Origin of the sequence: Pseudoxanthomonas suwonensis (assembly GCF_010093235.1) — a bacterium.
Classification (GTDB): domain Bacteria; phylum Pseudomonadota; class Gammaproteobacteria; order Xanthomonadales; family Xanthomonadaceae; genus Pseudoxanthomonas; species Pseudoxanthomonas suwonensis.
This window is the reverse complement of sequence record NZ_PDWP01000002.1, coordinates 25,055-51,533: the sequence shown is the minus strand read 5'-3', so window position 1 is coordinate 51,533 and position 26,479 is coordinate 25,055. Positions and strand designations below refer to the sequence as shown.

At 68.8% G+C, this 26,479-nt stretch carries 26 protein-coding genes and 1 pseudogene; 4 read left to right on the top strand and 23 right to left on the bottom strand.

Annotation, left to right across the window (positions count from 1 at the left end; genetic code table 11):
- Positions 1-26: 26 nt before the first annotated feature.
- The 4 genes from CSC68_RS01135 to CSC68_RS01120 form a co-directional block, all read right to left on the bottom strand.
- Positions 27-971, bottom strand: coding sequence for an IS481 family transposase (locus CSC68_RS01135; protein ID WP_162201666.1), 945 nt, complete (start codon positions 969-971; stop codon positions 27-29).
- A 1,253-nt stretch (positions 972-2,224) separates the two neighbouring features.
- Positions 2,225-2,584: a hypothetical protein gene (locus CSC68_RS01130; protein WP_211365670.1), complete on the bottom strand. Its 360-nt coding sequence runs from the start codon at positions 2,582-2,584 to the stop codon at positions 2,225-2,227.
- A 525-nt stretch (positions 2,585-3,109) separates the two neighbouring features.
- On the bottom strand, positions 3,110-5,002 hold the full coding sequence (gene prpE / locus CSC68_RS01125; RefSeq protein ID WP_162201665.1) for a propionate--CoA ligase: 1,893 nt from the start codon (positions 5,000-5,002) through the stop codon (positions 3,110-3,112).
- Between the two features lie 142 nt (positions 5,003-5,144).
- Positions 5,145-7,670: a S9 family peptidase gene (locus CSC68_RS01120; protein ID WP_162201664.1), complete on the bottom strand. Its 2,526-nt coding sequence runs from the start codon at positions 7,668-7,670 to the stop codon at positions 5,145-5,147.
- 171 nt (positions 7,671-7,841) lie between these two features.
- Between CSC68_RS01120 and CSC68_RS01115 the strand changes: the two genes are divergently transcribed.
- Genes CSC68_RS01115 through CSC68_RS01105 form a run of 3 tightly spaced genes read left to right on the top strand, consistent with a single transcriptional unit; the run spans position 7,842 to position 10,706 of the window.
- Positions 7,842-8,651: a MipA/OmpV family protein gene (locus CSC68_RS01115; protein WP_162201663.1), complete on the top strand. Its 810-nt coding sequence runs from the start codon at positions 7,842-7,844 to the stop codon at positions 8,649-8,651.
- Between the two features lie 11 nt (positions 8,652-8,662).
- Positions 8,663-9,370: a response regulator transcription factor gene (locus tag CSC68_RS01110; RefSeq protein ID WP_162201662.1), complete on the top strand. Its 708-nt coding sequence runs from the start codon at positions 8,663-8,665 to the stop codon at positions 9,368-9,370.
- On the top strand, positions 9,357-10,706 hold the full coding sequence (locus CSC68_RS01105) for an ATP-binding protein (RefSeq protein WP_162201661.1): 1,350 nt from the start codon (positions 9,357-9,359) through the stop codon (positions 10,704-10,706). The genes CSC68_RS01110 and CSC68_RS01105 overlap by 14 nt, the downstream gene beginning before the upstream one ends.
- 233 nt (positions 10,707-10,939) lie before the next feature.
- Here the strand turns inward: CSC68_RS01105 and CSC68_RS01100 are convergent, their stop codons facing one another.
- The 3 genes from CSC68_RS01100 to CSC68_RS01090 all read right to left on the bottom strand — a co-directional run bounded on the left by CSC68_RS01100 (position 10,940) and on the right by CSC68_RS01090 (position 12,986).
- Positions 10,940-11,926 (bottom strand): malate dehydrogenase, encoded by a 987-nt coding sequence (locus CSC68_RS01100; protein WP_162201660.1) that lies wholly within the window; start codon positions 11,924-11,926, stop codon positions 10,940-10,942.
- A gap of 75 nt (positions 11,927-12,001) precedes the next feature.
- The gene (locus CSC68_RS01095) at positions 12,002-12,361 is read right to left on the bottom strand and encodes a glutaredoxin family protein (RefSeq protein WP_162201659.1); all 360 of its coding nucleotides are present in this window, start codon (positions 12,359-12,361) and stop codon (positions 12,002-12,004) included.
- Positions 12,362-12,491: 130 nt separating this feature from the next.
- Positions 12,492-12,986 (bottom strand): peptidylprolyl isomerase, encoded by a 495-nt coding sequence (locus tag CSC68_RS01090; RefSeq protein WP_162201658.1) that lies wholly within the window; start codon positions 12,984-12,986, stop codon positions 12,492-12,494.
- Between the two features lie 125 nt (positions 12,987-13,111).
- On the opposite strand from CSC68_RS01090, the gene typA reads away from it, so the two are divergent.
- A complete protein-coding gene (typA, locus tag CSC68_RS01085) occupies positions 13,112-14,941 on the top strand; it encodes a translational GTPase TypA (RefSeq protein ID WP_162201657.1) in 1,830 nt (609 codons plus the stop codon).
- Between the two features lie 95 nt (positions 14,942-15,036).
- On the opposite strand, the gene CSC68_RS01080 is transcribed toward typA, so the two are convergent.
- The 16 genes and pseudogenes from CSC68_RS01080 to rpsN form a co-directional block, all read right to left on the bottom strand.
- A complete protein-coding gene (locus tag CSC68_RS01080; protein WP_162201656.1) occupies positions 15,037-16,212 on the bottom strand; it encodes a mechanosensitive ion channel family protein in 1,176 nt (391 codons plus the stop codon).
- Positions 16,213-16,358: 146 nt separating this feature from the next.
- Positions 16,359-17,756: pseudogene (locus CSC68_RS01075) on the bottom strand (class II 3-deoxy-7-phosphoheptulonate synthase).
- Positions 17,757-17,790: 34 nt separating this feature from the next.
- Complete coding sequence (locus CSC68_RS01070; protein ID WP_162201655.1) at positions 17,791-18,309, bottom strand: disulfide bond formation protein B; 519 nt, start codon at positions 18,307-18,309, stop codon at positions 17,791-17,793.
- A 125-nt stretch (positions 18,310-18,434) separates the two neighbouring features.
- Positions 18,435-18,809 (bottom strand): 50S ribosomal protein L17, encoded by a 375-nt coding sequence (gene rplQ / locus CSC68_RS01065; protein WP_162201654.1) that lies wholly within the window; start codon positions 18,807-18,809, stop codon positions 18,435-18,437.
- Positions 18,810-19,042: 233 nt separating this feature from the next.
- A complete protein-coding gene (locus CSC68_RS01060; protein ID WP_162201653.1) occupies positions 19,043-20,041 on the bottom strand; it encodes a DNA-directed RNA polymerase subunit alpha in 999 nt (332 codons plus the stop codon).
- Between the two features lie 158 nt (positions 20,042-20,199).
- Positions 20,200-20,826, bottom strand: a complete 627-nt coding sequence (rpsD, locus tag CSC68_RS01055; RefSeq protein WP_162201652.1) for a 30S ribosomal protein S4 — start codon at positions 20,824-20,826, stop codon at positions 20,200-20,202.
- Positions 20,827-20,840: 14 nt separating this feature from the next.
- Positions 20,841-21,233 (bottom strand): 30S ribosomal protein S11, encoded by a 393-nt coding sequence (rpsK, locus tag CSC68_RS01050; RefSeq protein WP_013535974.1) that lies wholly within the window; start codon positions 21,231-21,233, stop codon positions 20,841-20,843.
- Positions 21,234-21,247: 14 nt separating this feature from the next.
- A complete protein-coding gene (gene rpsM / locus CSC68_RS01045) occupies positions 21,248-21,604 on the bottom strand; it encodes a 30S ribosomal protein S13 (RefSeq protein ID WP_162201651.1) in 357 nt (118 codons plus the stop codon).
- Between the two features lie 330 nt (positions 21,605-21,934).
- Positions 21,935-23,287, bottom strand: a complete 1,353-nt coding sequence (secY, locus tag CSC68_RS01040; RefSeq protein WP_162201650.1) for a preprotein translocase subunit SecY — start codon at positions 23,285-23,287, stop codon at positions 21,935-21,937.
- Between the two features lie 7 nt (positions 23,288-23,294).
- Positions 23,295-23,732 (bottom strand): 50S ribosomal protein L15, encoded by a 438-nt coding sequence (rplO, locus tag CSC68_RS01035; protein ID WP_013535977.1) that lies wholly within the window; start codon positions 23,730-23,732, stop codon positions 23,295-23,297.
- Positions 23,733-23,742: 10 nt separating this feature from the next.
- Positions 23,743-23,934 carry a 50S ribosomal protein L30 gene (gene rpmD / locus CSC68_RS01030; RefSeq protein WP_019399170.1) on the bottom strand — a complete coding sequence of 64 codons (192 nt, stop codon included), beginning with the start codon at positions 23,932-23,934 and terminating at the stop codon, positions 23,743-23,745.
- Positions 23,927-24,469 carry a 30S ribosomal protein S5 gene (gene rpsE / locus CSC68_RS01025; protein WP_125165457.1) on the bottom strand — a complete coding sequence of 181 codons (543 nt, stop codon included), beginning with the start codon at positions 24,467-24,469 and terminating at the stop codon, positions 23,927-23,929. The genes rpmD and rpsE overlap by 8 nt, the downstream gene beginning before the upstream one ends.
- Before the next feature lie 151 nt (positions 24,470-24,620).
- Complete coding sequence (gene rplR / locus CSC68_RS01020; RefSeq protein ID WP_162201649.1) at positions 24,621-24,977, bottom strand: 50S ribosomal protein L18; 357 nt, start codon at positions 24,975-24,977, stop codon at positions 24,621-24,623.
- Positions 24,978-25,051: 74 nt separating this feature from the next.
- Positions 25,052-25,579: a 50S ribosomal protein L6 gene (gene rplF / locus CSC68_RS01015; RefSeq protein ID WP_162201648.1), complete on the bottom strand. Its 528-nt coding sequence runs from the start codon at positions 25,577-25,579 to the stop codon at positions 25,052-25,054.
- A gap of 19 nt (positions 25,580-25,598) precedes the next feature.
- Positions 25,599-25,997 (bottom strand): 30S ribosomal protein S8, encoded by a 399-nt coding sequence (gene rpsH, locus CSC68_RS01010; RefSeq protein ID WP_162201647.1) that lies wholly within the window; start codon positions 25,995-25,997, stop codon positions 25,599-25,601.
- Positions 25,998-26,171: 174 nt separating this feature from the next.
- A complete protein-coding gene (gene rpsN, locus CSC68_RS01005; protein ID WP_162201646.1) occupies positions 26,172-26,477 on the bottom strand; it encodes a 30S ribosomal protein S14 in 306 nt (101 codons plus the stop codon).
- Between the last annotated feature and the right edge of the window lie 2 nt (positions 26,478-26,479).

Below are 26,479 nucleotides of genomic sequence, written 5' to 3'. Positions count from 1 at the left end.
GAAACGGCATCGGCTTGGGTGAATGGCTAGGTGTGTAAACCCAGCACGTTGTTCAATGGGATGCGGGAGATGGGTGGCTTGTAGCCGAGGCTGGCATGAGGCCGATGCCAGTTGTAGTGGTGCAGCCAAGGAACCAAGGCCTCGGCGCGCTGTGCCGAGTTGGCATAGGCACGGGCGTAGGCCCATTCGCGCAGGCTGGTCTGAACCAGCCGCTCAGCCTTGCCGTTGGTGCGGGGGGTGTAGGGGCGTGTGCGCAGGTGGCGCATGCCGAGGCGGCGGGCCAGGCGGCGGAAGCTGCGGGATCTGTAGCAGGCGCCGTTGTCGGTGAGGACGCGCTCGAAGCGCACGCCCAGGCCCCGGTAGTAGCGGACCGCTCGCAGCAAGGCCTTGCAGGCGCTGATACCGCGTTCGTCGGGTTCGATGGAGCCGAAGGCCACGCGTGAGTGGTCGTCGATGGCCAGATGGACATACTCCCAGCCGACGCCGTCGGAGTTGATCTGGCGATTGCCGGTGACGCGATAACCGGGCTGACGGAAGCGAGCCAGCTTCTTGATATCCAGATGCAGCAAGTCGCCGGGCTGGGGATGTTCGTAGCGGTTCTCCGGCAGGGCCGGTTCCAGCTCGGCCAATCGATGCAGGCCGGCACGCCGCAGCAATCGGGCCACGGTGCTGGGTGCCACGGACAGTTGCGCGGCAATCTGGCGATAGGTCTGGCGCGAGCGGCGCTGCTCCAACACTTGGTCCACGACATCCTGCGGCGTCGCGTGTGGACAGGCATGGGGCTGGGAGGACCGGTCGAACAACCCCGGAGCCCCTTCCTCCCTGAATCGCTTGAGCCACTTGTAGGCGGTGCGCACGCTAACGCCAGCGGCTTGCGCGGCCTCTTCCACGCGCAAGCCCTGAACAAGGATGCGGTCCACAAGCAGGGCTCGACCACGAGGGCTCAAACGGGCATGGTGATGCAGGTTCATCCGGGGCTCCTGGGGGCTGGGTTGGCTTCGTAACCCCCATCTTCCAGAGACGCCCCGGATGAACAACCTACTGAGAGATCACAGCTAGGCCGCACCGCGGGAGTTGCGGGTGCGCCAAATGGAGATCCCGGCCAAGCTCGAGATGACCAGGCTTGCCAGGAAACCCGCCCGCCACCAGCGAACGTGCGCCCCTGGGCGACTAGCATCTTGGCAGTCTGGGCTTGACAAGGAAGTGACTCGGCCGAAAGACCGAGGAAGCAGACAGCTGCAGCACATAGCGCGTCGGGCGTACCTGCCGATGCCGATCAGCTCGAACACCAGGACCAGGGCGACGCCCAGGAGGAGAAAGGACGGCCTGCCGCCTGACGGGCCGCCGGGGGAGGCTTTGGCCGCGAGGTCCGGCACTCCAGCCGCAAGGCTCTGGGGCCTTGCACCGCAAGGGAGGTAGCTCCGATCGCGAGGCGCGGAGCTGCAGTCGTGAGGCTATTAGGCTTGGGCACAAGGCGCGGAGCTGCAGTCGTGAGGCATTTTTCCTTGGGCGCAAGGCTTGGAGCCTTGTGATCGGAACGCTGCGTGGCACGACTCGATGCTTTCCGCCTTGCGCGCAAGGCTCCGGGGGGCGTGCGCAAGGCTTTTCGGCTTGCGTGCAAGGCTCCATGCCTCGGTTGCAAGGCTTTTTGCCTTGCCATGGCAAGCCTCGGAGCTTCGCCCGCAAGGCTTTTCGGCTTGCGCGCAAGGCTCGGAGGGTCACGGGTGGGGCTTGGGGGCTTGCGCGCCAGCCTCCGAGGGTCGCGTGCAAGGCTTCTTTGGCTTGCGCGCAAGCCTCCGAGGGTTGCACGCAGGCTTTTTTGGCTTGCGCGCAAGGCTCCGAGGGTTACGCGCGGGTCCTTTTATGGCTTGCGGGGATGTCGACGCGAGGCTCCGGGAGGTGGGGTAGCCCGGGTAAGCGAAGCGCACCCGGGAAATCCAAGGGGCAATGGCGGGGGGGGAACGGGCGGGGGCCCCCGGTGCGGCCTTTTGCCTTATCCGGGCTACGGGCTACGAAGCGTCGCGCTCTGGCGGGCGGCGGCCATGGCAACGGCACCTGCCGGCGCGCTTCAATGGCGCCGGCCCGCAGCCCGGGTAAGCGGAGCGCACCCGGGGCCGCGAGGCCGGAATCCGCACCTGGTTTAGCGCCGGCAGGTGAGACCGAGAGTCCGGAGGCGGCGGCGCCCCGGATGCGGCCTTCGGCCTTATCCGGGCTACGGGGCCTGTCAGTCCTGTTCCGGAATCGCCAAGGCACTGCCTATGACGGCACCCGTGCCGTCGCGCACCAGTCCATCACTGTCCACCTGCAGCACGGGCGCGTCGCCAGCCGTTACCCGCACTCCACCTTCGCGCTTCAGCCACCGGTGCTCGCCGGCCGCCTTCAGCCTGGCGACGAGGGTCCCGATGCGCGAGCCCGCGTCCGTCAGCCCCGGCATGGGCATGAATATGCAGTCGCCCTCCTCATCCTTGAAGCTGGGCGAGCCGAGCATGAAGCCGACAGGCTCCCCATCCTGCGTCTGCAATGCGAATCCGTTCGTATATTCCATGGCGAAAACCTCCGGAAGCCAGGCCAGCAACAGCAACATGAGCAGGCGCCTGATCGCAGCGGGACGCGCGGCCACGGCTGCGACGGGGGCCAGGGCGCACCCCGCATGGGAGGCGCAGGGCCGCGCACGAAGATACCAAGGTACGGAGAACAAGCCCGGGCCTCCCGACAGGCGGTTGTAACCGGATATCCGGCGTGCCTGCCCGCCGGTGCGGCGCTTGTTCCAGTGGGATCGCCCCGCCCCTGGCTCCCGGCACCGGTCGCGCCCCTGATGCATGCCCCGGATCCACTCCCTGATGATGGCCAGCCGCCAGCCTCCTGGCAGCCCGGTCCCTCCCATCACTTCCGTTCCCCTTCCCCTGGATATTCCATCCGCCTCGCCCGCTCCGCCGGCTGCGCGCCCGTGCGGTCGCGGCGAAGGTTCCTGCCCACCGGGCGCATCACTACCTACGTGCCCGTCTCCATCGGCAGGCACGTGCGGCCGGATGCGCCCGGCAGCAGGAGGGGGAGACATCGCGGCGGTCACGCCCGCGTCCGGCCGACGCGGCGTGGCCGCCGCGGGGTGTCAGCTGCCCGCGTCGGCGCCGCGTTCCAGCGCGCGCTTCACTTCCTCCAGCGCGTTGGGATCGTCCAGGGTCGACAGGTCGCCGGGGTCGCGGTGTTCGGCCAGAGCCTGCAGCGAGCGGCGCAGCAGCTTGCCTGAGCGGGTCTTGGGGAGGGCACTGACCACGTACACGCGCTGCGGGCGGGCCACCGCGCCAAGCTGGCTGGCAACGGTCTGCAGCATCGCGCTGGCGGCACCGGCCGGGTCGGCGTCGCCACGCTTGAGGGTGGCGAACACCACCGGCACCTGGCCCTTGACCTCGTCGTGCACGCCGACCACCGCGGCCTCGGCCACGTCGGGGTGGCTGGCCACCGATTCCTCGATCTCGCGCGTGCCCAGTCGGTGGCCGGCGACGTTGATCACGTCGTCGGTGCGGCCGAGGATGAAGGTGTAGCCGTCCTCGTCGCGGATCGCCCAGTCCAGCGAGCTGTACAGCAGTTCCTTGAAATGGCTGAAGTAGCTGGCGATGAAGCGGTCGTCGTTGCCCCACACCGTGCTCAGGCAACCCGGCGGCAGCGGCGGCTGGATCGCCAGCACGCCCTTCTGGCCCGGGCCAACATCCTCGCCGGTGTTCTCGTCGATCACGCGCAGGCGGTAGCCCGGCGATGGCAGGCCCGGCGAGCCGAGCTTGACCGGCTTCAGCTCCACGCCCGGCATCAGGGGGAGCACCGGCCAGCCGGTCTCGGTCTGCCAGTAGTTGTCGATCACCGTCTTGCCCAGGGCACTGGTGATCCACTCGGCCGTGGGCTCGTCCAGTGGCTCGCCTGCCAGGAACAGGTACTTGAGCTGCGACAGGTCGGCGCTGCCCAGCCACTGGGGATCCTGCTTCTTCAGCACGCGCACGGCGGTGGGCGAGGAGAACATGGGGCGCACGCCGTACTTCTCGCAGATGCGCCACCAGATACCCGGATCCGGACAGGTCGGCAGGCCTTCGTAGAGGATCGAGGTGGCGCCGGCGATCAGCGGGCCGTAGACGTTGTACGAGTGGCCCACCACCCAACCGATGTCGGAGGTGGAGAACATCGCCTGCCCGGCGCGCACGTCGTAGATCGACCACATCGACAGGGCCAGGGCCACGGCATAGCCGCCGACATCGCGCTGCACGCCCTTCGGCTTGCCGGTGGTGCCGGAGGTGTAGAGGATGTAGCTGGGTTCGTTGGACTCCAGCCACTCCACGGGCACTTCGGCCTCTGCGTACCGCGCGGCCAGCGGACCGTATTCGACATCGCGGCCATCCTGCATCGGCACTTCGCCGGCCAGGCCGCGGTTGACCACCAGTACGTGCGCCGGCGGGAAACCGGCGCGCGACAGCGCCTCGTCCCCCAGCGGCTTGAACGGGATGACCTTGCCGCCGCGCATGCCGGCATCGGCGCATACCAGCACCGCCGGCTTCGCGTCGTCGATGCGCAGCGCCAGGTTGAGTGCGGCGAAGCCGCCGAACACCACCGAATGGATCGCGCCGATGCGGGCGCAGGCCAGCATCGCGATCGCCGCCTCGACGGTGTGCGGCATGTAGATCACCACGCGCTCGCCCTTGCGCGCGCCCAGCGACTGCAGCACGGCGGCGAAGGTGTTCACCTCGCGGTGCAGCTGTCGGAACGTGAGTTCGCGCACCTGGCCGGTCTCGGTGGACCAGCCGACCAGGGCCAGCTGGTCGCCGCGTTCGGCCAGGTGGCGGTCGACCGCGTTGTGGCACAGGTTGGTGGTGCCGCCGACGAACCAGCGCCGGAACGGCGGCTTGTCGTAGTCGAGGATGCGCTGCGGCTGGTCCTTCCAGTCGATGGCGCGAGCGGCTTCGGCCCAGAATTCCTCCGGCTGCTCGATCGAGCGCCGGTAAAAGTCTTCGTAACCCATGGCTGGCCCCTCCCGGAGATGGGCCGAGCATAGACCCGCCCCGTCGGGGAGGGCGTGCGACCTTGGTCGAAAACATGTGCGGCAGGTACAGGAAAGGCCGGTTTGCCCGGCCTTTCCGTCGTTCACAGGTTGATCGTTGCGATCAATGCGCGGCGCCGCGGCTGGCTCTCTTCACGCCGCCGGCGTCCCCCTGCCCGTCCGCCCCGGGGTTCTTCACGTAGCGGTCGAACCAGGCCAGCATCTCGGCCACGAAATGCTCGTTTGATTCCCGCGCAGCGTACCAGTGCGGCTCGAACGGCAGCATCACCAGCCGGGTGGTGCCTCCGTTGCCACGGATGGCCTGGAACAGGCGTGGCGACTGGGTGGCCTCGGTGCCGGGGTTGGCATCGTCGGCACCGTGCACCAGCAGCAATGGCTCGTTGATCTTGTCGGCGTGGAAGAACGCCGAGGCCTGGTCGTACACCCCGGGCGCGGCCCAGAACGAGCGCCGCTCGCTCTGGAAGCCGAACGGGGTCAGGGTCTTGTTGTAGCCGCCACTGGAGGCCACGCCGGCGCGGAACAGGTCGGTGTGGGCCAGCAGGTTCGCGGTCATCAGCGCGCCATGGCTGTGGCCGGTGACGCCGATGCGGTCGCGGTCGACCACGCCCAGTTCCACGGCCTTGTCGATCGCCGCCTCGGCATTGGCGACCAGCTGCTCGAGGTAGGTGTCGTACGCATTCCTCGGGTCACCCACGATCGGGAAGGCGGCGTTGTCGATGATCGCGTAGCCGGCCAGCAACAGCAGGCGGTAGTTGGCCAGGCGGGTGAAGGTCTGCTCCGAGCCGCTGACCTGGCCGGCCTTGGTCGGGTCGGCATAGTCCAGCGGATAGGCGTAGAGGATCGCCGGCACGCGCGTGCCTTCGACATGGCCCGGCGGGGTGTACAGGGTGAACGACAGGTCCACCCCGTCCTTGCGCTTGTAGGTCACCAGCCGCTTCTTCACCCCGCGCACCAGCGGCGTGGGATCGGGGAAGCGGGTCACCGCGGTGGCGGCGGATGCGACCACAGCCTCGCCTTCGGCGGCGCCGGCAAGCGGCTGGCCCAGCGTGCGCAGGTGCAGGTTGGGCGGATCGGACGGCGACTGGTGCCAGGTCAGCAGGCGCGAAGAGTCGCCGCCGGCGAAGCCGACGAAGGTCTCGTAGGCGTCCGGGGCGCTGCGGAACAGGCGGGTGGTGCGGCCGCTGGCCAGCTCGTAGCGGTCGAGGAACGGGCGGTCGCCCTGCGGGCTGGAGCCCTTCCCGTCCAGGTACAGGTGGCCGGCGTCCTCGCGCAGGACGTATGCGCCGTTGGGCAGGCGGCGCTGCACCGGCTCGCCGGGATGGGCGTAGAGCTCGTCGGTGGACAGGTCCCACAGCACCCGGCCGGGGGTGCCCGGACGGTCGATGTCGACCAGGGTGGTGGTCTGCCAGTTGCGGTTGGCGTCGTATTCGTGCGCCAGGGCGCGACCGCCGCCGGCGAACCAGTCCAGGCCGGCGAAGCGCTGCTTCGTCCGCAGGACCTCGCGCGGCTTGCCGGTGAACGGCGCGGCCAGCATCAGCACGCGGTCGCGGTGCGGCACCTCGGCCTTCCAGTCGCCACCGTCCAGGGCCTCGGCCCAGACCAGGGTGGCCGGCTGGTTGGCGCGCCACTGGTGCTCGCGCGGACCGGTCGGCACGCCATGCACGGGCACGCGGTCGGCCACCGGCAGGCTGGCAAGGGTGCGCACGCGGCCGTCGGCCAGGTCGAGCACCGCCACGTCGCGGGCGAAACGGCGCCAGGTAGTGATGTAGGAGTACGGGCGCCTGATCGTCTCCACCAGCACATGGCGGCCGTCCGGTGCGACATCGACGTTGCCCAGCACCGCCGGCGCGCCCACGGCGGCCACCGCGCCGCTGCCCAGGTCGACGGTCGCCAGCTGCGAAGTGGCGTAGTAGTCGAACAGGACCTCGTCCTCCGGACCGGAAAGGGTGTCGCGCGCCTCGTAGGTGCTGCTCTCGCCCTTGCCGCCGATCGCCTCCTTGATCTCCGGCCCCGGCGGCACCGCGGCCTTGCGCGGCGCCGGGCCAAGGCTGGCCGGCACGGTCTTGACCAGCAGCCTCGGCTGGCTGCCCAGCCACTGCATCCAGTTGCCGAGCACGGTGTTGACCTTCACTCCCTCGATCCGCCGCACCATGCCGGTGGCGGCCTCGCCGACCCACAGCTCCACGCCGGTGTCGGTGGTGTTGTCGAAGGCGAAGCGCAGGCCATCGGGCGACCAGGACGGCATGCCCGGGCAGGCGCCTGCGGGCAGCTGCACGGGCGTTTCGGCGCCGCTGGCCAGGTCCAGCACGCTGAAGCCTTCCAGGCAGGTGCGGATGCCGTAACCGTTGGAGCGATCGTGGCGACTGTGGTTGCGCGGCTCCACCCGCACGCCGGCCAGCTTCAGGTACGGCTCGGCCACGCGCTCCACCGGCGGGTACTGCGACTGCCGCACCAGCAGCGCGCGGGTGGCGGTGGGATCGAGCGAAGGCACCGGGTTCAGCGGTGCGCGCATGACGCCCAGCAACGGCTCGGGCGGTTGCAGGTATCCGCCGTCGGCGGCCAGCGCCGGCGCGACGAACGCGCCGGCCACCAGCAGCGGCAGGCCCCTGGGATTCCACGTCTGCAGCATGTTCCGGTACCGGTTGGAGGGATGGTGCGAACGTACCACGCAGTACGCCGCGTTCCGCAGGCATGCGGCGCGGCCAGGCCATCGGTCATGCGTTGCCCGGCGGTCCGTAAGACCTGGGTAAGCCGGGATGCCGACACTGGATCCGCTCCTTCCCCAGAGGTTTCACCGCGCATGTTGCGTCCTGCCCTGCTCGCTTCCCTGCTGCTTCCCGCGACGGTCCATGCCGAGACCACGCCCACCCCGCCCGCGGAACTGTTCGAGTCCGATGGCCAGGCTTCGAGCTGGAGCATCGGCATCGGCCTCGGGGTGCGCGACAGTCCGTATGCCGGCGAGGACCTGCGCGTCCGTCCGCTGCCGGTGCTCACCTACGAGGGCGAGCGCTTCTTCTGGCGTGGACGGTACGGTGGCGTACACCTGCTCGAGAAGGGCCCGTTCACCCTGGACGCGGTGCTGGTCGCGCGCCTGGACGGCTTCGACATCAAGGACGACCTCGGCCGCCGCCAGCTGCTCGCCAACGGCCTGGACCCGGACCTGATGGAGGACCGCGACGATGGCCTGGATGCCGGTTTCGCCCTGTCCGTGCACGGCCGCGCCGGCGAACTGGAGCTGGAGGCGCGCACCGACATCACCGACGCCAGCGGTGGCCACGAGGTCACGCTGGACTACCGCTACGCCCTGCACTGGGGCCGCACCGTCGTCGTCCCGGGCGTGGGCGTCAGCTGGATGTCCAGCGACCTTGCCAACTACTACTATGGAACCCTCGGTTCGGAAGTCGCGCGCGGCGTTCCCGCCTACCGCCCCGGATCGGTGGCGACGCCACACGCCAGCATCGGGTTCTCCCGCGCAATCGGCGGGAAGTGGCGCGCGATCGGCGCACTGAGCTACGAGTTCCTGCCGGACCGCATCAGCGACAGCCCGCTGCTCGATCCGGACACCAGCGGCGTGCCGCGCCTGAGCATCGCCTTCTTCCGCAGTTTCTGAGGCAGTCCCCGATGTCCCGGAACAGCCAGCTCTCCTACCGCATCGCCCTGGTGGAAGACCACGAGCGCATGGCCGCGCTCATCCAGCGCGCGATGGCCATGTCCGGCGTGGCGGTGGATGTCTTCCAGACCCAGGCCTCGGCCTGGTACGGACTGCGCACGGGTGGCTACGCACTGGCCATCATCGACCGCGGCCTGGGCGATGGCGACGGCCTGGGCCTGGTACGCCGCCTGCGCGCGGCGGGACAGCAGATGCCCTGCCTGATGCTCACCGCCCGCGACGCCCTGCACGACCGCGTGGCCGGACTTGAAGCCGGCGCCGACGACTACCTGCCCAAGCCATTCGCGATGGAGGAACTGGTCGCGCGCGTGCGGGCCCTGATGCGGCGGCCGCCGGAGCTGCGCGACCTGCAGCTGGTGCATGGCGACCTGGTCGTATCGCCGGAGTCGGCGTCGCTGGAATGCGGCGGCGAGCGGGTCGGCCTGGCGCCGGCCGAGCTTCAGATCGTGATCTGCCTGGTGCGCGCGGAAGGCAACGTGGTGCGCCGCGCCTCGCTGGAAGCGGCGGCCTGGGGCTCGCACGAGGCGGTCACGCCCAACGCGCTGGACGTGGCCCTGCACCGCCTGCGGCGCAAGCTGGAGGCAATCGGCTCGCAGCTGTCCCTGGTCAACATCCGCGGCCTCGGCTTCGCCCTGCGGCGCGTCGATGTTGCCGCGTAGCCTCGCCGGCCGGCTGGTGCTGGCCAGCCTGATGGCGTTGCTGCCGGCCGCCTGCGCCGCGGTGGTGGTGATGGCCGCATCGTTGTTCCTGGCCTCCGGCTACCTGCTGCGCGCGGAGCTGGAACACGAGGTCGCGCAGGTCGGCGCGGGCCTGCGCCCCACCAGCGACGGCGGCGTGGCCATGTCCCTGCCCCTGCAGGTGGCCACCCTCTACGACGCCATGCCCGCCGATGCCGCCTACCGGGTGGTGTCCCGGGACGGACGCGTGGTCGCCTCCAGCCGTCCCGGCCACGCCCTGGACACGCTCGCCGGCAGGCGCCCCCACGGCCAGCGCGTCCCTTCCTGGCAGGAGGGCGCCGACGAAATCGTCCTGGAAGTCGCCGAAGCACCAGTGCAGGTCGGCAGTCAGGAGTACTGGGTGCAGGTGGCGCACAGCCGCCGCCTGGTCAGCACCCTGCACGACCATGCCGGCGAGCTCTACCTCAAGGCCGGCGGCATCACCGCGATCCTGGCGCTGCTGACGTTCGCCGTCTCCACCTACCTGACCACCCGGCGCCTGGTGCGGCCGATGAACGAGGTCTCGCGCGTGGCGTCCGGCATCGGGCCGCGCAACCTCGGCACGCGGCTGCACAGCCGCGACCTGCCGCGAGAGCTGGAACCGCTGATCGACGCGTTCAACGCGACGCTGGCGCGCCTGCAGAACGGCTACCGCGTGCAGCAGGACTTCCTCGCCTCGGCCGCGCACGAACTGAAGACGCCGCTGGCGCTGCTGCAGGCGGAGATCGAGCTGGGCGCGGCCAACCGCGAGGTGCTGCTGCGCGACACCGCGGTGATGGCCCGCCAGGTGCACCAGCTGCTGCACCTGGCCGAAGCCAGCGAGGGGCAGAACTACAGCTTCGCGCCGTTGCGGCTGCGCCCCGTGCTGGCGGACGCGGCCGACTACCTGCAGCGGCTGGCGTCCCGCCACGGCGTGTGCATCGTGCTGGACGACCAGGCCGACGATGGCGCGGCCGTGGAGGCCGACAGCTCGGCGGTATTCGTGCTGGCCAAGAACCTGCTGGAGAACGCGGTGCACCACGCCCCACCCGGCAGCGTGGTGCGGGTGGAGCTCGGCGCCGGCTGCTTCGCGGTGCGCGATGAAGGCCCGGGCGTGGCCATGGCCGACCGCCCGCACCTGTTCGAGCGCTTCTGGCGTGGCCGCACCGGCGGCAACGGTGCCGGCCTGGGCCTGGCGATCTGCCGCGAGATCTGCGTGGCCCACGGCTGGAGCATCGGGCTGGACCAGGACTCCCGTCCGGGCGCCCGCTTCGTCGTGTGCTTCGACACCCCGCCGTAGCCCGGGCAGGCAAAGCGCACCCGGGGCCGGGTGCCACGGCACCGCGCGGGTTGTCGGGCAGCGGCGTGCCCGATCCCGGATGCGGCCTGCGGCCTTGTCCGGGCTACGCCCTCCCCCCAAACGGGACCGGGGGCCACGCAGCGGAGCCCGCCCAGCGCCCCAACCCCACCCGGCCCTGCACAAAAGGAAAGGGCGGCCGGAGCCGCCCTTTCCATGCACCACCGCGGGCAGGATCAGCCCAGCAGGTGGGCGACGCCGGCGCGCTCTTCTTCCAGCTCGGCCAGGGTCTTGTCGATGGCCTTCTGGCTGAACTCGTCGATCGGCAGGTCCTTCACCAGGGTGTACTTGCCGTTCTCGGTGGTCACCGGGAAGCCGAAGATCACGCCCTCCGGGATGCCGTAGGAACCATCGGACGGGATGCCCATGGTGACCCACTTGCCGTTGCTGCCCAGCACCCAGTCGCGGATGTGGTCGATGGCGGCGTTGGCGGCCGAGGCGGCCGAGGACAGGCCACGGGCCTCGATGATGGCGGCGCCGCGCTTGCCGACCTTCGGGATGAACTCGTTGGCGTTCCAGTCGGCGTCGTTGATCTTGTCCTTCAGCGACTCGCCCTTGACCGTGGCGAAGCGGTAGTCGGGGTACATGGTCGGGCTGTGGTTGCCCCACACGACCAGCTTCTCGATGTCGCCGACGGCGACGTTGGCCTTGGCGGCCAGCTGGCTCAGGGCGCGGTTGTGGTCCAGGCGCAGCATGGCGGTGAAGTTCTCCGGCTTCAGGTCCGGCGCCGACTTCATCGCGATGTAGGCGTTGGTGTTGGCCGGGTTGCCGACCACCAGCACCTTCACGTCACGGCTGGCGACCTTGTTCAGCGCGGCGCCCTGGGCGGTGAAGATCTTGGCGTTCTCCAGCAGCAGGTCCTTGCGCTCCATGCCCGGGCCGCGCGGACGCGCGCCGACCAGCAGGGCCACGTCGGCGTCCTTGAACGCCACTTCCGGGTCGTCGGTGCCGACGATGCCGGCCAGCAGCGGGAACGCGCAGTCCTCCAGCTCCATGATCACGCCCTTGAGCGCGGCCTGGGCCTTCTCCATCGGCAGCTCCAGCAGCTGCAGGATCACGGGCTGGTCCTTGCCGAGCATCTCGCCGGAAGCGATGCGGAACAGCAGGGCATAGCCGATCTGGCCGGCGGCACCGGTCACGGCAACTCGAACGGGGGTCTTCATCGGTGGAGGTCCTTCGGTGTGTGTGTTGCGGGTAATGGGAAGGCGTCGACGGCGGGCCGTGCGGCGCCGCGCAGGTTAATAGACGTCGTACCCCAGCGGGGTAAGCCTTTGGTCCAAGGAGGCGGTGTCGTAGCCGTGGACCACGGCCTGGCCGATGACGGTGACCGGCACGCCGCGGGCGCGCAGGGCGCGCATGGCCAGGTCGCCTTCCTCCTGGTCGATGTCCAGCACGCGGTAGCGGACCCCGGCCCGCTCGAAATCGCCCTGCTGGCGGCGGCAGTAGCCGCACCATTCGGCGGCCAGCATCACGATGCCGTCTTCGCCCGTGGCCAGGCGCGGGTCGTCCGGATGCAGGTCATCGGCCGGATGCTGCGACCACAGGGCATGCAGGCCGCCGGCCAGGCCGATGATCATCAGTAAGCCGAGGATACGCATGGGGATCCGTCGCTCAGGGGCCGGAGATTTTATCACGCGGCCCCGGGCGGGCTCCGGACGGTGCCAATCGGAACCATTGGCGCAGACTGTCGTCCGGAGGGGTACGGGGCCGGTCCGGCCCCGCAGGGGATCAGGCGCTGAGCTGGCGGTTCCACTCGGCGACGCGGTCGGCCTTGGCGGCCAGCACGGCATCGGCGTCGCCTTCGATCTTCACCGAGTTGATCTTGTCGCCCTGGGCGATGGCGTCCACCACCTCCATGCCCTCGGTGACCTTGCCGAACACGGTGTGGCGGCCGTCCAGCCAGTCGGTCTTCACGTGGGTGATGAAGAACTGGCTGCCATTGGTGTTCGGGCCGGCATTGGCCATGGACAGGACCCCGCGCTCGTGGGCCACGCCGTTGCTGGTCTCGTCCTCGAACCGGTAGCCCGGGCCGCCGCGGCCGGTGCCCTCGGGACAGCCGCCCTGGATCATGAAGTCGGCGATGACCCGGTGGAAGTTCAGGCCGTCGTAGAAACCGCGCCTGGCGAGGTTGACGAAGTTGGCCACGGTGAGGGGGGCCTTGTCGGCCAGCAGGTCCACCTTGATCACGCCCTTGGCGGTGTCAAAGACGGCGGTGACGGTCATCGGTTCATCTCCAGGCACCCGGAACGGGCAGTAGACCGGCTATAATAGCCCGTTCGTCCGCCCACCATCTCCGCGCCCTGTCCTCCTTCTGGCAGCCGGGTGCGTCTTTCCCGATCCCAGAAATCATGTCCATCGAGAACCTGCGCAATATCGCCATCGTCGCCCACGTCGACCATGGCAAGACCACCCTTGTCGACCAGCTCCTGAAGCAGTCCGGCACCCTTTCCGAGCGCACCGTGCTGGCCGAGCGGGTCATGGACAGCAACGACCAGGAAAAGGAGCGCGGCATCACCATCCTGGCCAAGAACACCGCCATCACCTGGCGCGGCAACCGCATCAACATCGTCGACACCCCCGGCCACGCCGACTTCGGTGGCGAGGTGGAGCGCGTGCTGTCGATGGTGGACTCGGTGCTGCTGCTGGTCGATGCGATGGACGGCCCCATGCCGCAGACCCGCTTCGTGACCCAGAAGGCCTTCGCGATGGGCTTCAAGCCGATCGTGGTGGTGAACAAGGTCGCCCGCCCCGGCGCCCGCCCCGAGTGGGTCGTGGAGCAGGTGTGGGACCTGTTCGACCGCCTGGGCGCCACCCCCGAGCAGATGGACTTCCCGATCATCTATGCGTCCGGCCTGGCCGGCTACGCGGGCCTGACCGACGACGTGCGCTCCGGCGACATGACCCCGCTGTACGAGGCGATCATGCAGCACGTGCCGGCCCCGCCGGTCGATCCGGACGGCCCGTTCCAGATGCGCATCAGCCAGCTGGACTACAACAGCTTCGTCGGCGTGATCGGCATCGGCCGCATCCAGCGCGGCACCCTGCGCAAGAACCAGCCGGTGGTCGTGATCGACCGCGAGGGCAAGAAGCGCCAGGGCAAGGTGCTGCAGGTCATGGGCTTCCTCGGCCTGGAGCGCATCGAGCAGGAAGTCGCCCACGCCGGCGACATCGTGGCCATCTCCGGCATCGCCGAGCTGACCATCTCCGACACCGTGTGCGCGATCGACTGCCCGGAGGCGCTGCCGCCGCTGACCGTCGACGAGCCGACCATCTCGATGACCTTCCAGGTCAACAACTCGCCGTTCGCCGGCAACAAGGACCTGTCCGGCGGCAAGTTCCTCACCAGCCGCCAGCTGAAGGAGCGCCTGGAGCGCGAGACCGTGCACAACGTGGCGCTGAAGGTCGAGCAGCTGGAGGACGCGGACAAGTTCCTGGTCTCCGGCCGCGGCGAGCTGCACCTGTCGGTGCTGATCGAGAACATGCGCCGCGAGGGCTACGAGCTGGCCGTGTCGCGCCCCGAGGTCATCATCAAGGAGATCGACGGCCAGCTGATGGAGCCGATCGAGCAGCTGGTGGTGGACATCGAGGAGCAGCACCAGGGCGGCGTGATGGAGAAGCTGGGCATCCGCAAGGCCCAGCTGAAGAACATGGAGCCGGACGGCAAGGGCCGCGTGCGCCTGGACTATGAAATCCCGGCGCGCGGCCTGATCGGCTTCCAGAACGAGTTCAAGACCCTGACCCAGGGCTCGGGCCTGCTGTTCCACGTGTTCGACCACTACGGCCCGAAGGAACAGGGCGCGATCGCCAAGCGTCCGAACGGCGTGATGATCGCCAATGCCGCTGGCCCGACCCCGGCCTACGCCCTGGGCCCGCTGGAAGAGCGCGGCCGCCTGTTCGCCGCCGAAGGCGACCAGGTGTACGAGGGCCAGCTGATCGGCATCCACTCCAAGGACAACGACCTGACCGTCAACGCGATCAAGACCAAGCCGCTGACCAACATGCGCGCTTCGGGCAAGGACGATGCGATCAAGCTGACCCCGGCGCTGAAGTTCACCCTGGAGCAGGCGCTGGACTTCATCGAGGACGACGAGCTGGTCGAGGTCACCCCGAAGGAAATCCGCCTGCGCAAGAAGCTGCTGACCGAGAGCGACCGCAAGCGCGCCTCGCGCGCCGCCTGATCCTGCCGGCGCGGATGCGTCCGCGTCCCGGCTGGACGACGAAGAACGCCGGCCCCGTGGCCGGCGTTCTTCGTTTGGAGCATGCCCTGCCCGGCTCAGGCCGGCGGCGGCGGGGGCGCGATCGGCATTTCCCCGTCCTCGGCGCGCGGCGAGTCGGGCACCTCGGTACCGGCGTCGTGGCGGCGCCGCATCGGCTCCTCGCCGGCCACGTCGATCTGCGCGCGCAGCCGTGGCAGCGCATAGGGATGGTGGCGGGCGAGGAAGTCGATCATGCGCTCGCGCACCGCGCAGCGCAGGTCGAAAGCCTCGCCGGAATCGCGCGCGCTCACCAGCAGGCGTACCTGCATCACGTGCTCGGCGGTCTCGGTGACCTGGGCGATGCAGACCCGGCCATCCCAGCGCGGATCCTCCTTGCAGATGCGCTCCAGCTCGGCGCGCACCTCGTCCATCGGCGTGCGGTAGTCCAGCCACAGGAAGGCGGTGCCGAGCATCTGCGCGGTGCGCCGGGTCCAGTTCTGGAACGGGTTCTCGATGAACCACGACAGCGGCACCACCATCCGCCGCTCGTCCCAGATGCGCACCACGACATAGGTGCTGGTGATCTCCTCGATCCGCCCCCACTCGCCTTCCACGATCACCACGTCGTCCAGGCGGATGGGCTGGGCCAGGGCGATCTGCAGGCCGGCGATCAGGTTGCCGAACACCGGACGCGCTGCGATACCGGCGACCAGGCCGGCGATGCCCGCCGAGGCCAGCAGGGTGGCGCCGACCTGGCGTACCGCCGGGAAGGTCATCAACGCCAGCGCCGCGCCCAGCAGGATGATCCCGCCCTGCATCACCCGGCTCAGCACCCGGGTCTGGGTCTGGATCCGGCGCGCGTGCAGGTTGTCGGCGACCTCCATCGGGTTGTGGCGCAGGATCGATGCCTCCACCGCGCCGACGATGCGCACCAGCAGCCAGGTGAAGCAGCCGAATACCGCCAGCCGCAGCAGGTGCAGCCAGTTGGCCAGGTGGTCCTCCGGCATCGGCACCGCACGCAGGGCCTGGCCCAGGAAGACCAACGGCAGGGCGAAGGCCAGCGGCAGGATCACCGCGTGCGCCACGCGCGCGCGGCTGGAGTCCTTCTGCGCGATGCGGCGCGCGTAGCGGCGCAGCACGTAGTGCACCAGCAGGCCCAGCAGCAGGGCCGCGCCGATCGGGATGGCGTAGGCGGCAGCCAGGCGCCAGTCGGGCACCGGCACGCCGGCGATCAGGAAGTGCGGATCGGGCATCTGTCTGCTCCTCGCGTTGCCGTGAGTGGCAGCCATGCCGTGCGGTGTTCCTCGGCATGGCGCACCGGTCGATGCCCCATGCTGCCGATGCCGGCGTGAGGAGCGCGCGCAAGCGCGCCCCACGCGGCACTGCCCGAGCCGCGGCCTCAGCCTCGCGCTTCGGCGGCGCGCTGCTGGCCCTGCTTGCGCACGATCGCCATCGCGATTTCCAGCGACTGCTCGTAGTTGAGCCGCGGATCGACCGTGGAGCGGTAGGCGCGCTCCAGGTCCGCGTCCTTCAGCTCGCGCGCGCCGCCGGTGCACTCGGTGACGTCCTCGCCGGTCAGCTCCAGGTGCACGCCGCCCAGGCGGGTGCCGGCGGCGGCATGCAGGTCGAAGCTCTGTTCGACCTCGCCGAGGATGTTGGCGAAGCGGCGGGTCTTTTAGCCGTTGCTGGTGCTCTCGGTGTTGCCGTGCATGGCGTCGCACACCCACAGCACGCGACGGCCGTCGCGCTTGACCGCGTCCAGCAGCGGCGGCAGCTTCGCGGCGATCTGGGTCGCGCCCATGCGGTGGATGAAGGTCAGCCTGCCCGGCTCGTCCTCGGGGTTGAGCACGTCGATCAGGCGCAGCAGCTGGTCCGGCTGCACCGACGGGCCGACCTTGATCGCGATCGGGTTGCGGATGCCGCGGAAATACTCCACGTGCGCGCCGTCCAGCGCGGCGGTGCGCATGCCAATCCACGGGTAGTGGGTGGACAGGTTGAACCAGCCCCACTGCCGCGGCACCTGCCGGGTCAGCGCCTCCTCGTACGGCAGCAGCAGTGCTTCGTGCGAGGTGTAGAAGTCGATGCGGTTGAGGTTGTGCACCTCCGCGCCGGCCAGCGTCTCCATGAAGCGCACGGCGTCGCCGATGGAGTTGACCATCTTCTGGTAATCGTCGGCCAGCGGCGAGCAGCCGACCCAGCTGAGGTTCCAGTACTCAGGGTGGTGCAGGTCGGCGAAGCCGCCGTCGATCAGGGCGCGGACGAAGTTCATGGTCATCGCCGAACGCGCATGCGCGGTGATCATGCGCTGCGGGTCCGGTACGCGGGCTTCGGCGGTGAATTCCGGGCCGTTGACCACGTCGCCGCGGTAACTGGGCAGGCTCACCTCGCCGCGGGTCTCCATGTCCGCCGAACGCGGCTTGGCGTACTGGCCGGCGAAGCGCCCGACGCGCACCACCGGCAGGCGCAGGCCGTGGACCAGCACCAGGCTCATCTGCAGCAGCACCTTCAGGCGGTTGGAGATGGTGCCGGACTCGCAGTCGGCGAAGTTCTCGGCGCAGTCGCCGCCCTGCAGCAGGAAGCGCCTTCCTTCCTGCGCCTCGGCCAGCTGGCGCTTGAGCGCGAAGATCTCCCACGAGGTCACCAGCGGCGGCAGGTTGCTCAACTCGGCCAGCGCCTTGTCCAGCGCGGCGGCGTCCGGATAGGTAGGCATCTGCAGCGCGGGACGGGCACGCCAGCTGTCCGGGGCCCATCCGGCGGGCAGGTTGACGGGGTGCAGGCTGCGTTCGGGGGTGCTCATGGGAGGTTCCGGGAGGAGGAGGAGCCCGGCGGGCTCAGTAGCGGTTGCGGCCCTTGGGCCGGCGCAGGGCCGCCAGCAGGCCCCAGCCGGTGAGTACGACGAAGCCGACCAGGCTCCATGCGGGCATGCTCAGGCCGAGGAAGGTCCAGTCGACATCGCCGCAGTTGCCGGTGCCGGTCAGGACCCGGCGCACCAGCTGCATCGGGCCCATCGTCTCCTGCAGGAAGGACAGCGGCGGACCGCAGGAAGGCGCGAGGTCGGCCGGAAGGGTCTGCAGCCACACGTGCCGCCCGGCGATGCCGATGCCTGCCAGGCCGGCCAGCGCCACCAGCACCGCATACGCGCGGCGCGCGCCGATGCCCTTGGGCGCGTGCAGGCCGCCGACCAGGAAGACAAAGGCCAGCGCGGCGTAGGCGATGCGCTGGAAGATGCACAGCGGGCACGGCTCCAGCCCCTGGTAGAGCTGCGTGTAGATGGCGTAGCCCAGCAGGGCCACGCAGGCCAGGAAGCCGGCCAGGAAGCGGGCGCGGAAACTCCAGTCGAACGGATTCATCGGGCGATGCCTGGAAACGATCCGCCGATTATTCCGCATCGGGACGCCGAACAGGAAAAAGCGTGACACCTGAAACGGAAAACCCCGGCCGGGGCCGGGGTCTCCAGATACTGCCTGCTGCGCGATTACTCGGCGGCGGCTTCGGGGCGGTCGACCAGCTCGACGTACGCCATCGGGGCGTTGTCGCCGGCGCGGAAGCCGCACTTCAGGATGCGCAGGTAGCCACCCGGACGGTCCTGGTAACGCGGGCCGAACTTGGTGAACAGGTTGCCCACGGCTTCCTTGTCGCGCAGGCGGGCGAAGGCCAGGCGGCGGTTGGCGACGGAGTCGACCTTGGCCAGGGTGATCAGCGGCTCGGCGACGCGGCGCAACTCCTTGGCCTTCGGCAGGGTGGTCTTGATCAGCTCGTGCTTGAACAGCGAGGCGGCCATGTTCTTGAACATGGCTTCGCGGTGGGCGCTGGTGCGGCTGAACTTGCGGCCGGCTTTCTGGTGGCGCATGGCGTTGTTCCTTTATCGATGAATGTTGGGTCTGTGTACTTCGCTGTCGCCATCCACTGGCGCTGGAGCATGGACTGCGCTGGTCCGACCGGCCTCCCTGGCCGGATAGTCGCCGCGGACCTTACGGGTCCGTCGGCGCTGTTGCCCCCGTCGCCAGGGGCCGTCCTGCTGGTACTGCGGTACTGCAATAGCGACGGCCGGCGCCCCGGGGGACGCCAGCCGTTGCGGGCTCATCAGCCGAGCATGCCGTGGGCGGCGACGCCGGCCGGCGGCCAGTTCTCGAGCTTCATGCCGAGCGAAAGGCCGCGCTGGGCGAGCACTTCCTTGATCTCGGTGAGCGACTTCTTGCCCAGGTTCGGGGTCTTGAGCAGCTCGACCTCGGTCTTCTGGATCAGGTCGCCGATGTAGTAGATGCTCTCGGCCTTCAGGCAGTTGGCCGAACGCACGGTCAGCTCCAGGTCGTCGATCGGGCGCAGCAGCACCGGATCCACGCCCGCCTGGGCCGGCTTGGCCGCACCGCGGTCGCGGTGGGTGAAGTCGCCGAACACCGACAGCTGGTCGCTCAGGATGTCGGCGGCGGTGCGCACGGCTTCCTCGGCGTCGATGGTGCCGTTGGTCTCGATGTCGATGACCAGCTTGTCCAGGTCGGTGCGCTGCTCGACGCGCGCGGCTTCGACCGAGTAGGCGACGCGACGGACCGGCGAGAACGAGGCGTCCAGCATCAGGCGGCCGATCGCACGGCTCTCTTCGTCGGGACGGCGACGCGAGGTGGCCGGCTGGTAGCCGAAGCCGCGCTCGATCTTCAGGCGCATGTTCAGCGCCGTGTCCTTGGTCAGGTGGCAGATCACGTGCTCGGGGTTCAGGATCTCGACGCTGTGGTCGGTCTTGATGTCGCCGGCGGTGACCACGCCCGGGCCCTGCTTGGTCAGGCTCAGGGTGGCGCTCTCGCCGCTGTGCATGCGGATGGCGACGTCCTTCAGGTTCAGCAGGACTTCCAGCACGTCTTCCTGCAGGCCCTCGACCGTGGTGTACTCGTGCAGCACGCCGTCGATCTCGACCTCGGTGATCGCGAAGCCCGGGATCGAGGACAGCAGGACGCGACGCAGGGCGTTGCCCAGCGTGTGCCCGTAGCCGCGCTCGAGCGGCTCGATCACGATCTTGGCGCGATTGCCATTGAGGCGTTCGATCTGCGGTCCGCGGGGACGCAGGACCTGGTTGGCGGTAACCGTCATGTTGCGGATTCTCCTGCAATGGGCCGACGATCGGGAAAGCGCCGGCCCTGGTGTGTGGCCCCTTATCCGGGGACGGCCGGAAGGCGGGGCGACGCGATCCGGCCGGGGGTGGGATGCGGCGCCGCGCCCCGGAGGGCGCGGCTGCCTGCCACTACTTGTTACTTCGAGTACAGCTCGACGATCAGCGCTTCGTTGATGTCGGCCGGCAGGTCGGCCCGGTCAGGCACGGCCTTGAACACGCCGGCGAACTTCTTCGCATCGACTTCGATCCACGACGGGGTCAGGTCGTGCTGCTCGGCGATGGTCAGGGCTTCCTGGACGCGCAGCTGCTTCTGCGCCTTCTCGGACAGGGCGATCGAGTCGCCGGCCTTGACCTGATACGACGGCAGGTTCACCGGCTTGCCGTTGACCAGCACGCCGCGGTGCGAGACCAGCTGGCGGGCCGAAGGACGGGTCACCGCAAAGCCCATGCGGTAGACGACGTTGTCCAGGCGGGTCTCCAGCAGCTGCAGGAGGTTCTCGCCGGTGTTGCCCTTCTTGGTCGAGGCCTTCTTGTAGTAGTTGCGGAACTGGCGCTCCAGCAGGCCGTAGATGCGCTTGACCTTCTGCTTCTCGCGCAGCTGGGTGGCGTAGTCGGACAGCTTGCCCTTGCGCGCAGCGCCGTGCTGGCCGGGCTTCTGCTCCAGCTTGCACTTGGAGTCCAGCGCACGGGCCGGGCTCTTGAGGGACAGGTCGGCGCCTTCGCGGCGCGCGAGCTTACAGGTAGGACCGATATAACGAGCCATTTCTTATCGCCCCCTTAGACGCGACGCTTCTTCGGCGGACGGCACCCGTTGTGCGGGATAGGCGTCACGTCGATGATGTTGGTGATCTTGTAGCCCACGTTGTTCAGCGAGCGCACGGCGGACTCGCGGCCCGGGCCCGGGCCCTTGATGCGGACTTCCAGCGACTTCACGCCGTAGTCGAGCGCGGCCTTGCCGGCCTTCTCGGCGGCGACCTGCGCGGCGAACGGGGTCGACTTGCGCGAACCGCGGAAACCCGCGCCGCCCGAAGTCGCCCACGACAGCGCATTGCCCTGGCGATCGGTGATGGTGACGATGGTGTTGTTGAAAGAAGCGTGGACGTGGGCGATGCCGTCGGTGACGACTCGCTTGATCTTCTTCTTGGTCTTGGCAGCAGCTGGCTTGGCCATGGTCTATATATCCCTTACTTCCTGATCGCCTTGCGCGGACCCTTGCGGGTGCGGGCGTTGGTACGGGTACGCTGGCCACGCAGCGGCAGGCCGCGACGGTGGCGCAGGCCGCGGTAGCAGCCCAGGTCCATCAGACGCTTGATGGCGATGCCGACTTCGCGACGAAGGTCGCCCTCGACGATGTACTTGCCGACCTCGGCGCGCAGGCGCTCGATCTCCGGCTCGGACAGGTCACGGATCTTGGTCGTCGGGGCCACGTTGGCGGCCTCGCAAACCTTCTTCGACCGGGTGCGGCCGATGCCATAGATGCTCTGCAACCCCACCCACACGTGCTTGTGGGTCGGCAGGTTGACGCCTGCAATACGCGCCATGACGCGATCTCCAAACTTGAGGGTCGGGGCGCCCCAGGGCGTACCCGACAGGAATGGTTCAAAAGTGAACTGCGAATTCTATCAATGTCCCGGATTGCTTGGAAGTCCAAGGCCTTGCGACCCTGAACCCGGCATGGGGAGTGTGCCCATGCTCCGGCGCCGGACCCCGCTGGCCCCGGTTTCCCGGGACCGGCCGCGCTACTCCAGCGCAGCACCGCAAGGTCTCACCCGCGCGCGAGACGTCGCACGGGCCGCCCATTTCTGGAAGAACCGGCCCGTGGGGCCGGCCTGCCGGCGGAATGGGTCCGCCGGACTTGGATCTTGCTTCGGTCAGCCGCGCGACAGGCCGCGCGAACCGCCCTTCAGGTTGGCCTTCTTCAGCAGGCTCTCGTACTGGTGCGACATCAGGTGGGCCTGGACCTGCGCGATGAAGTCCATGACCACGACCACCACGATCAGCAGCGAGGTGCCGCCGAAGTAGAACGAGGTGCCCAGCTGGGTGCGCATCAGCTCCGGCAGGAGGCAGACGATCACCAGGTAGGCCGCGCCCGCGGCGGTCAGCCGGGTCAGCACGCCGTCGATGTAGTCGGCGGTGGCCTTGCCGGGGCGGATGCCCGGGATCAGGGCGCCCGACTTCTTGAGATTATCCGCGGTTTCCTGCGAGTTGAACACCAGCGCCGTGTAGAAGAACGCGAAGCCGGTGATCAGGCCCGCCAGGGCGATCATGTGCAGCGGCTCGCCCGGGCCCAGGGCGTTGGACACGCGCTGCAGCCAGGTGGCCGAGGTGGCCTGGCCGGACCACATGCTCAGGGTCGCCGGGAAGGCCAGGATCGACGAGGCGAAGATCGCCGGGATCACGCCCGCCATGTTGAGCTTCAGCGGCAGGAACGAGGTCTGGTTCATGTACGCGTTGCGGCCACCCTGGCGGCGCGCGTAGTTGACCGTAATCCGGCGCTGGCCGCGCTCGACGAACACCACGAACCAGGTGAAACCGGCGACCACCGCGGCGATGATCAGCAGGCTCAGGAAGTTCATCGTTCCGTTCTGGAACGCCTGGAAGGTCTGGATCACCGCGCCCGGCAGGCCGGCCACGATGCCCGCGAAGATGATCAGCGAGACGCCGTTGCCGATGCCGCGCTCGGTGACCTGCTCGCCCAGCCACATCAGGAAGATGGTGCCGGCGGTCAGCGCGACCACGGCGGTCAGGACGAAGCCCATGCCCGGGCTGTACACCACCGGCATGCCGCCCGGCGCGGTCTGGTTCTGCAGCGCAAGGGCGATGCTGCCGCCCTGCACGATCGCCAGGCCAACGGCGCCGATGCGCGAATACTGGGTGATCTTGCGGCGGCCGGACTCGCCTTCCTTCTGCAGCGCCTTCAGCGCCGGGAAGATGTGCACGGCCAGCTGCATCACGATGGACGCCGAGATGTACGGCATCACGTTCAGCGCGAACACGCTGAAACGGTGCAGGGCGCCGCCCGAGAACATGTTGAACATGTCCACGATGCCGCCGCCCTGCGCCTGCATCATGGCGAGCATGGCATCGGGGTTGACGCCCGGCACCGGCACGAAACAGCCGATGCGGTAGACGACCAACGCTCCAAGCACGAACAGCAGGCGCTGGCGCAGTTCGGTGAACTTGCCCAGGCCACTGCCGAGATTGCCGATGCCAGCTTGCGCCATGTGCGACTTACTCCTCGATGCTGCCGCCGGCAGCCTCGACCGCGGCCTTGGCGCCGGCGGTCAGGGCGATGCCCTTGATGACCAGCTTCCGCGAAAGCTCGCCCTTCTTGACGATCTTCGCGCGCTTGGCGGTGGACGGAACCAGCTTGGCGGCCTTCAGGGCCGCGAAGTCGACGGTATCGCCCTCGACCAGCTCGAGCTTGTACAGGAGCACCTCGGCGGTGTCCTTGGCGGTCATCGAGCGGAAGCCGATCTTCGGCAGGCGACGCTGCATCGGGGTCTGGCCGCCTTCGAAGCCGGCCTTGATCTTGCCCTTGCCAGCGCGGGCGAACGAACCCTTGTGGCCGCGGCCGGCGGTCTTGCCGAGGCCGGAGCCGATGCCGCGACCGACGCGGGTGCGCTCCTTGCGGGCGCCCTCTGCGGGCTTGAGAGTATTCAGACGCATGGGTTTCTCCTTACTCCTCGACCCGCACCAGGTAGTGGAGCTGGTTGATGAGGCCGCGGACCTGCGGGCTGTCCTTCAGCTCGCGGACGTCGTTGAGCTTGTTGAGGCCCAGGGCGCGGACCGACAGACGGTGACGGGCCTGGGTGCCGCGCAGGCCGCGCACCAGGCGCACCTTGACGGTCTTGTTGGACTCGTTAGCCATTGAGGAGTTCCTCCGCCTTCTTGCCGCGCTTGGCCGCGATGCGGGTCGGGGACTGCATGGCTTCCAGGCCCTTCAGGGTGGCGCGGACCAGGTTGATCGGGTTACGCGAACCGACGGCCTTGGCCAGCACGTTCTTCACGCCGACCGCTTCCAGGACGGCGCGCATGGCACCACCGGCGATCACGCCGGTACCCTCGGAAGCCGGCTGCATGAACACGCGGGCCGCACCGTGGCCGGCCTTGACCGGGTGCCACAGGGTGCCGTTGTTCAGCTCGACGGTCAGCATGCCCTTGCGCGCATACTCCATCGACTTCTGGATGGCCACCGGGACCTCGCGGGCCTTGCCGTAGCCGAAGCCGACGCGACCCTCGCCGTCGCCGACCACGGTCAGCGCGGTGAAGGTGAACTGGCGGCCGCCCTTGACGGTCTTGCTGACGCGGTTGACCGCGATCAGCTTCTCGATCATGCCGTCGTCGACTTTCTCTTCGCGGTTGCGGTCGCGATCGCGACCCCGCGGCTGACGCTCTTCTGCCATTTCTATTTCCTGGTTGGTTGGATATGTACGGCTCGTGCGCCGCTTGTCGTTGTGGTCTACCGCGGTGTTGCGTCACGCCCCCGCAGAAGGGGGGCGGCGCCCGGCGCAACCTGCGCCGGCAGGACGGACCCGCCGAAGCGGGCCCGCAGGATCAGAACTGCAGGCCACCCTCGCGGGCGGCGTCGGCCAGGGCCTTGATGCGGCCGTGGAACCGGTAGCCCGAGCGGTCGAAGGCGACCTTCTCGATGCCGGCGGCCTTGGCGCGCTCGGCGATGGCCTTGCCAACCTTGGCGGCAGCGTCGATGTTCTTGCCGTTCTTCAGGCCTTCCTTGACGTCGGCCTGCAGGGTGTTGGCGGCCGCGATCACCTTCGAGCCATCGGCGGTGAACAGCTGGGCGTACAGGTGCTGGCCGGTACGCAGGACCGACAGGCGCGGAACGCCGAGCTTGCGGATGTGCGAACGGGTGGACTTGGCGCGGCGCAGGCGGGCGTCGTTCTTGATGCTCATTTTCTTGTCCTCGGAAAGCGGATCGGCTATCGGTCTGCCCGGCCACCCGCTGGATGCGGGCGGCCAGGACGGCCTTAGGCCTTCTTGGCTTCCTTGCGAATGATGACTTCGTCGGAGTACTTCACGCCCTTGCCCTTGTAGGGCTCCGGCGGACGCACGGCGCGGATCTTGGCCGCGACTTCGCCGACGCGCTGCTTGTCAGCGCCCTGCACCAGGATTTCGGTCTGGGACGGGGTGGACAGGGTGATGCCTTCCGGCGCCTGGAACACGACCGGGTGCGAGAAACCGAGCGACAGGCTCAGGTCCTTGCCCTGCATCGCGGCGCGATAACCGACGCCGACGAGGTCGAGCTTGCGCTCGAAGCCCTCGGACACGCCCTTGACCATGTTGGCCAGGATGGCGCGCACGGTGCCGGTCAGCGGGATCAGCGAGGGATCGTTGGCCGACAGGACGGCGTTGCCGTCCTGTATGGCGATCTGCACGCCGGCCGGCTTGGCCAGGCTCAGGGTGCCCTTCGGACCCTTGGCGCTGACGCTGGTGTCCTGGATATTCAGTTCGACGCCCTTCGGCAGGGCAATCGGCTTCTTGGCTACGCGGGACATGGTCGTCGTACTCCTTCGATTAGGCCACGTAGCACAGGACTTCGCCACCGACGCCGGCGTTGCGCGCCTGCTTGTCGGTCATGATGCCCTGGGAGGTGGAGATGATGGCCACGCCGAGGCCACCGAGGACCTTCGGCAGCTCGTTCTTGCCGCGGTACATGCGCAGGCCCGAGCGCGAGGCGCGCTTCAGCTGCTCGATGACCGGACGGCCCTCGAAGTACTTCAGCACGATTTCAAGCTCGGCCTTGTTGTTCTCGCCCTGGATGACGCGCAGGTCCGAGATGTAGCCCTCGTCCTTCAGCACGGTGGCGATGGCGACCTTGATCTTGGAGGACGGCAGCTTCACCGTCTGCTTGCCGACGGCGGCCGCATTCTTGATGCGGACCAGCATGTCGGCGATGGGATCAGTCATGCTCATGAGTGGTTCCTTGAGTGCACCGATATCCGCTTTCGCGAAATCTGTATTGTCCCGGGATGGGCCGGGGCCCTTTGCCACGCCCGGCCGGGCCGGGCAAGCGGCGAATAATAGCAGGAAAACCGGCCCATGGGGGCCGGTTTCCTTGCGGGGGCGACCAGGGCCGCCCTCGCCTTCTTACCAGCTGGCCTTGCGCAGGCCGGGCACGTCGCCACGCATGGTGGCTTCGCGCAGCATGTTGCGGCCGAGGCCGAACTTGCGGTAGACGCCACGCGGACGGCCCGACAGCTCGCAGCGGTTGCGCTGGCGGCTCGGCGAGGAGTCGCGCGGCAGCTTCTGCAGCTTGGTGGCGGCGTCCAGCTTCTCCTCGTACGAGGCGGTCTGGCTGGCGATCACCTTCTTCAGCGCGTCGCGCTTGGCGGCGTACTTCTTGGCCAGCTTTTCCCGCTTCGCGTCGCGGTTGATCATGGAGGTCTTAGCCATGG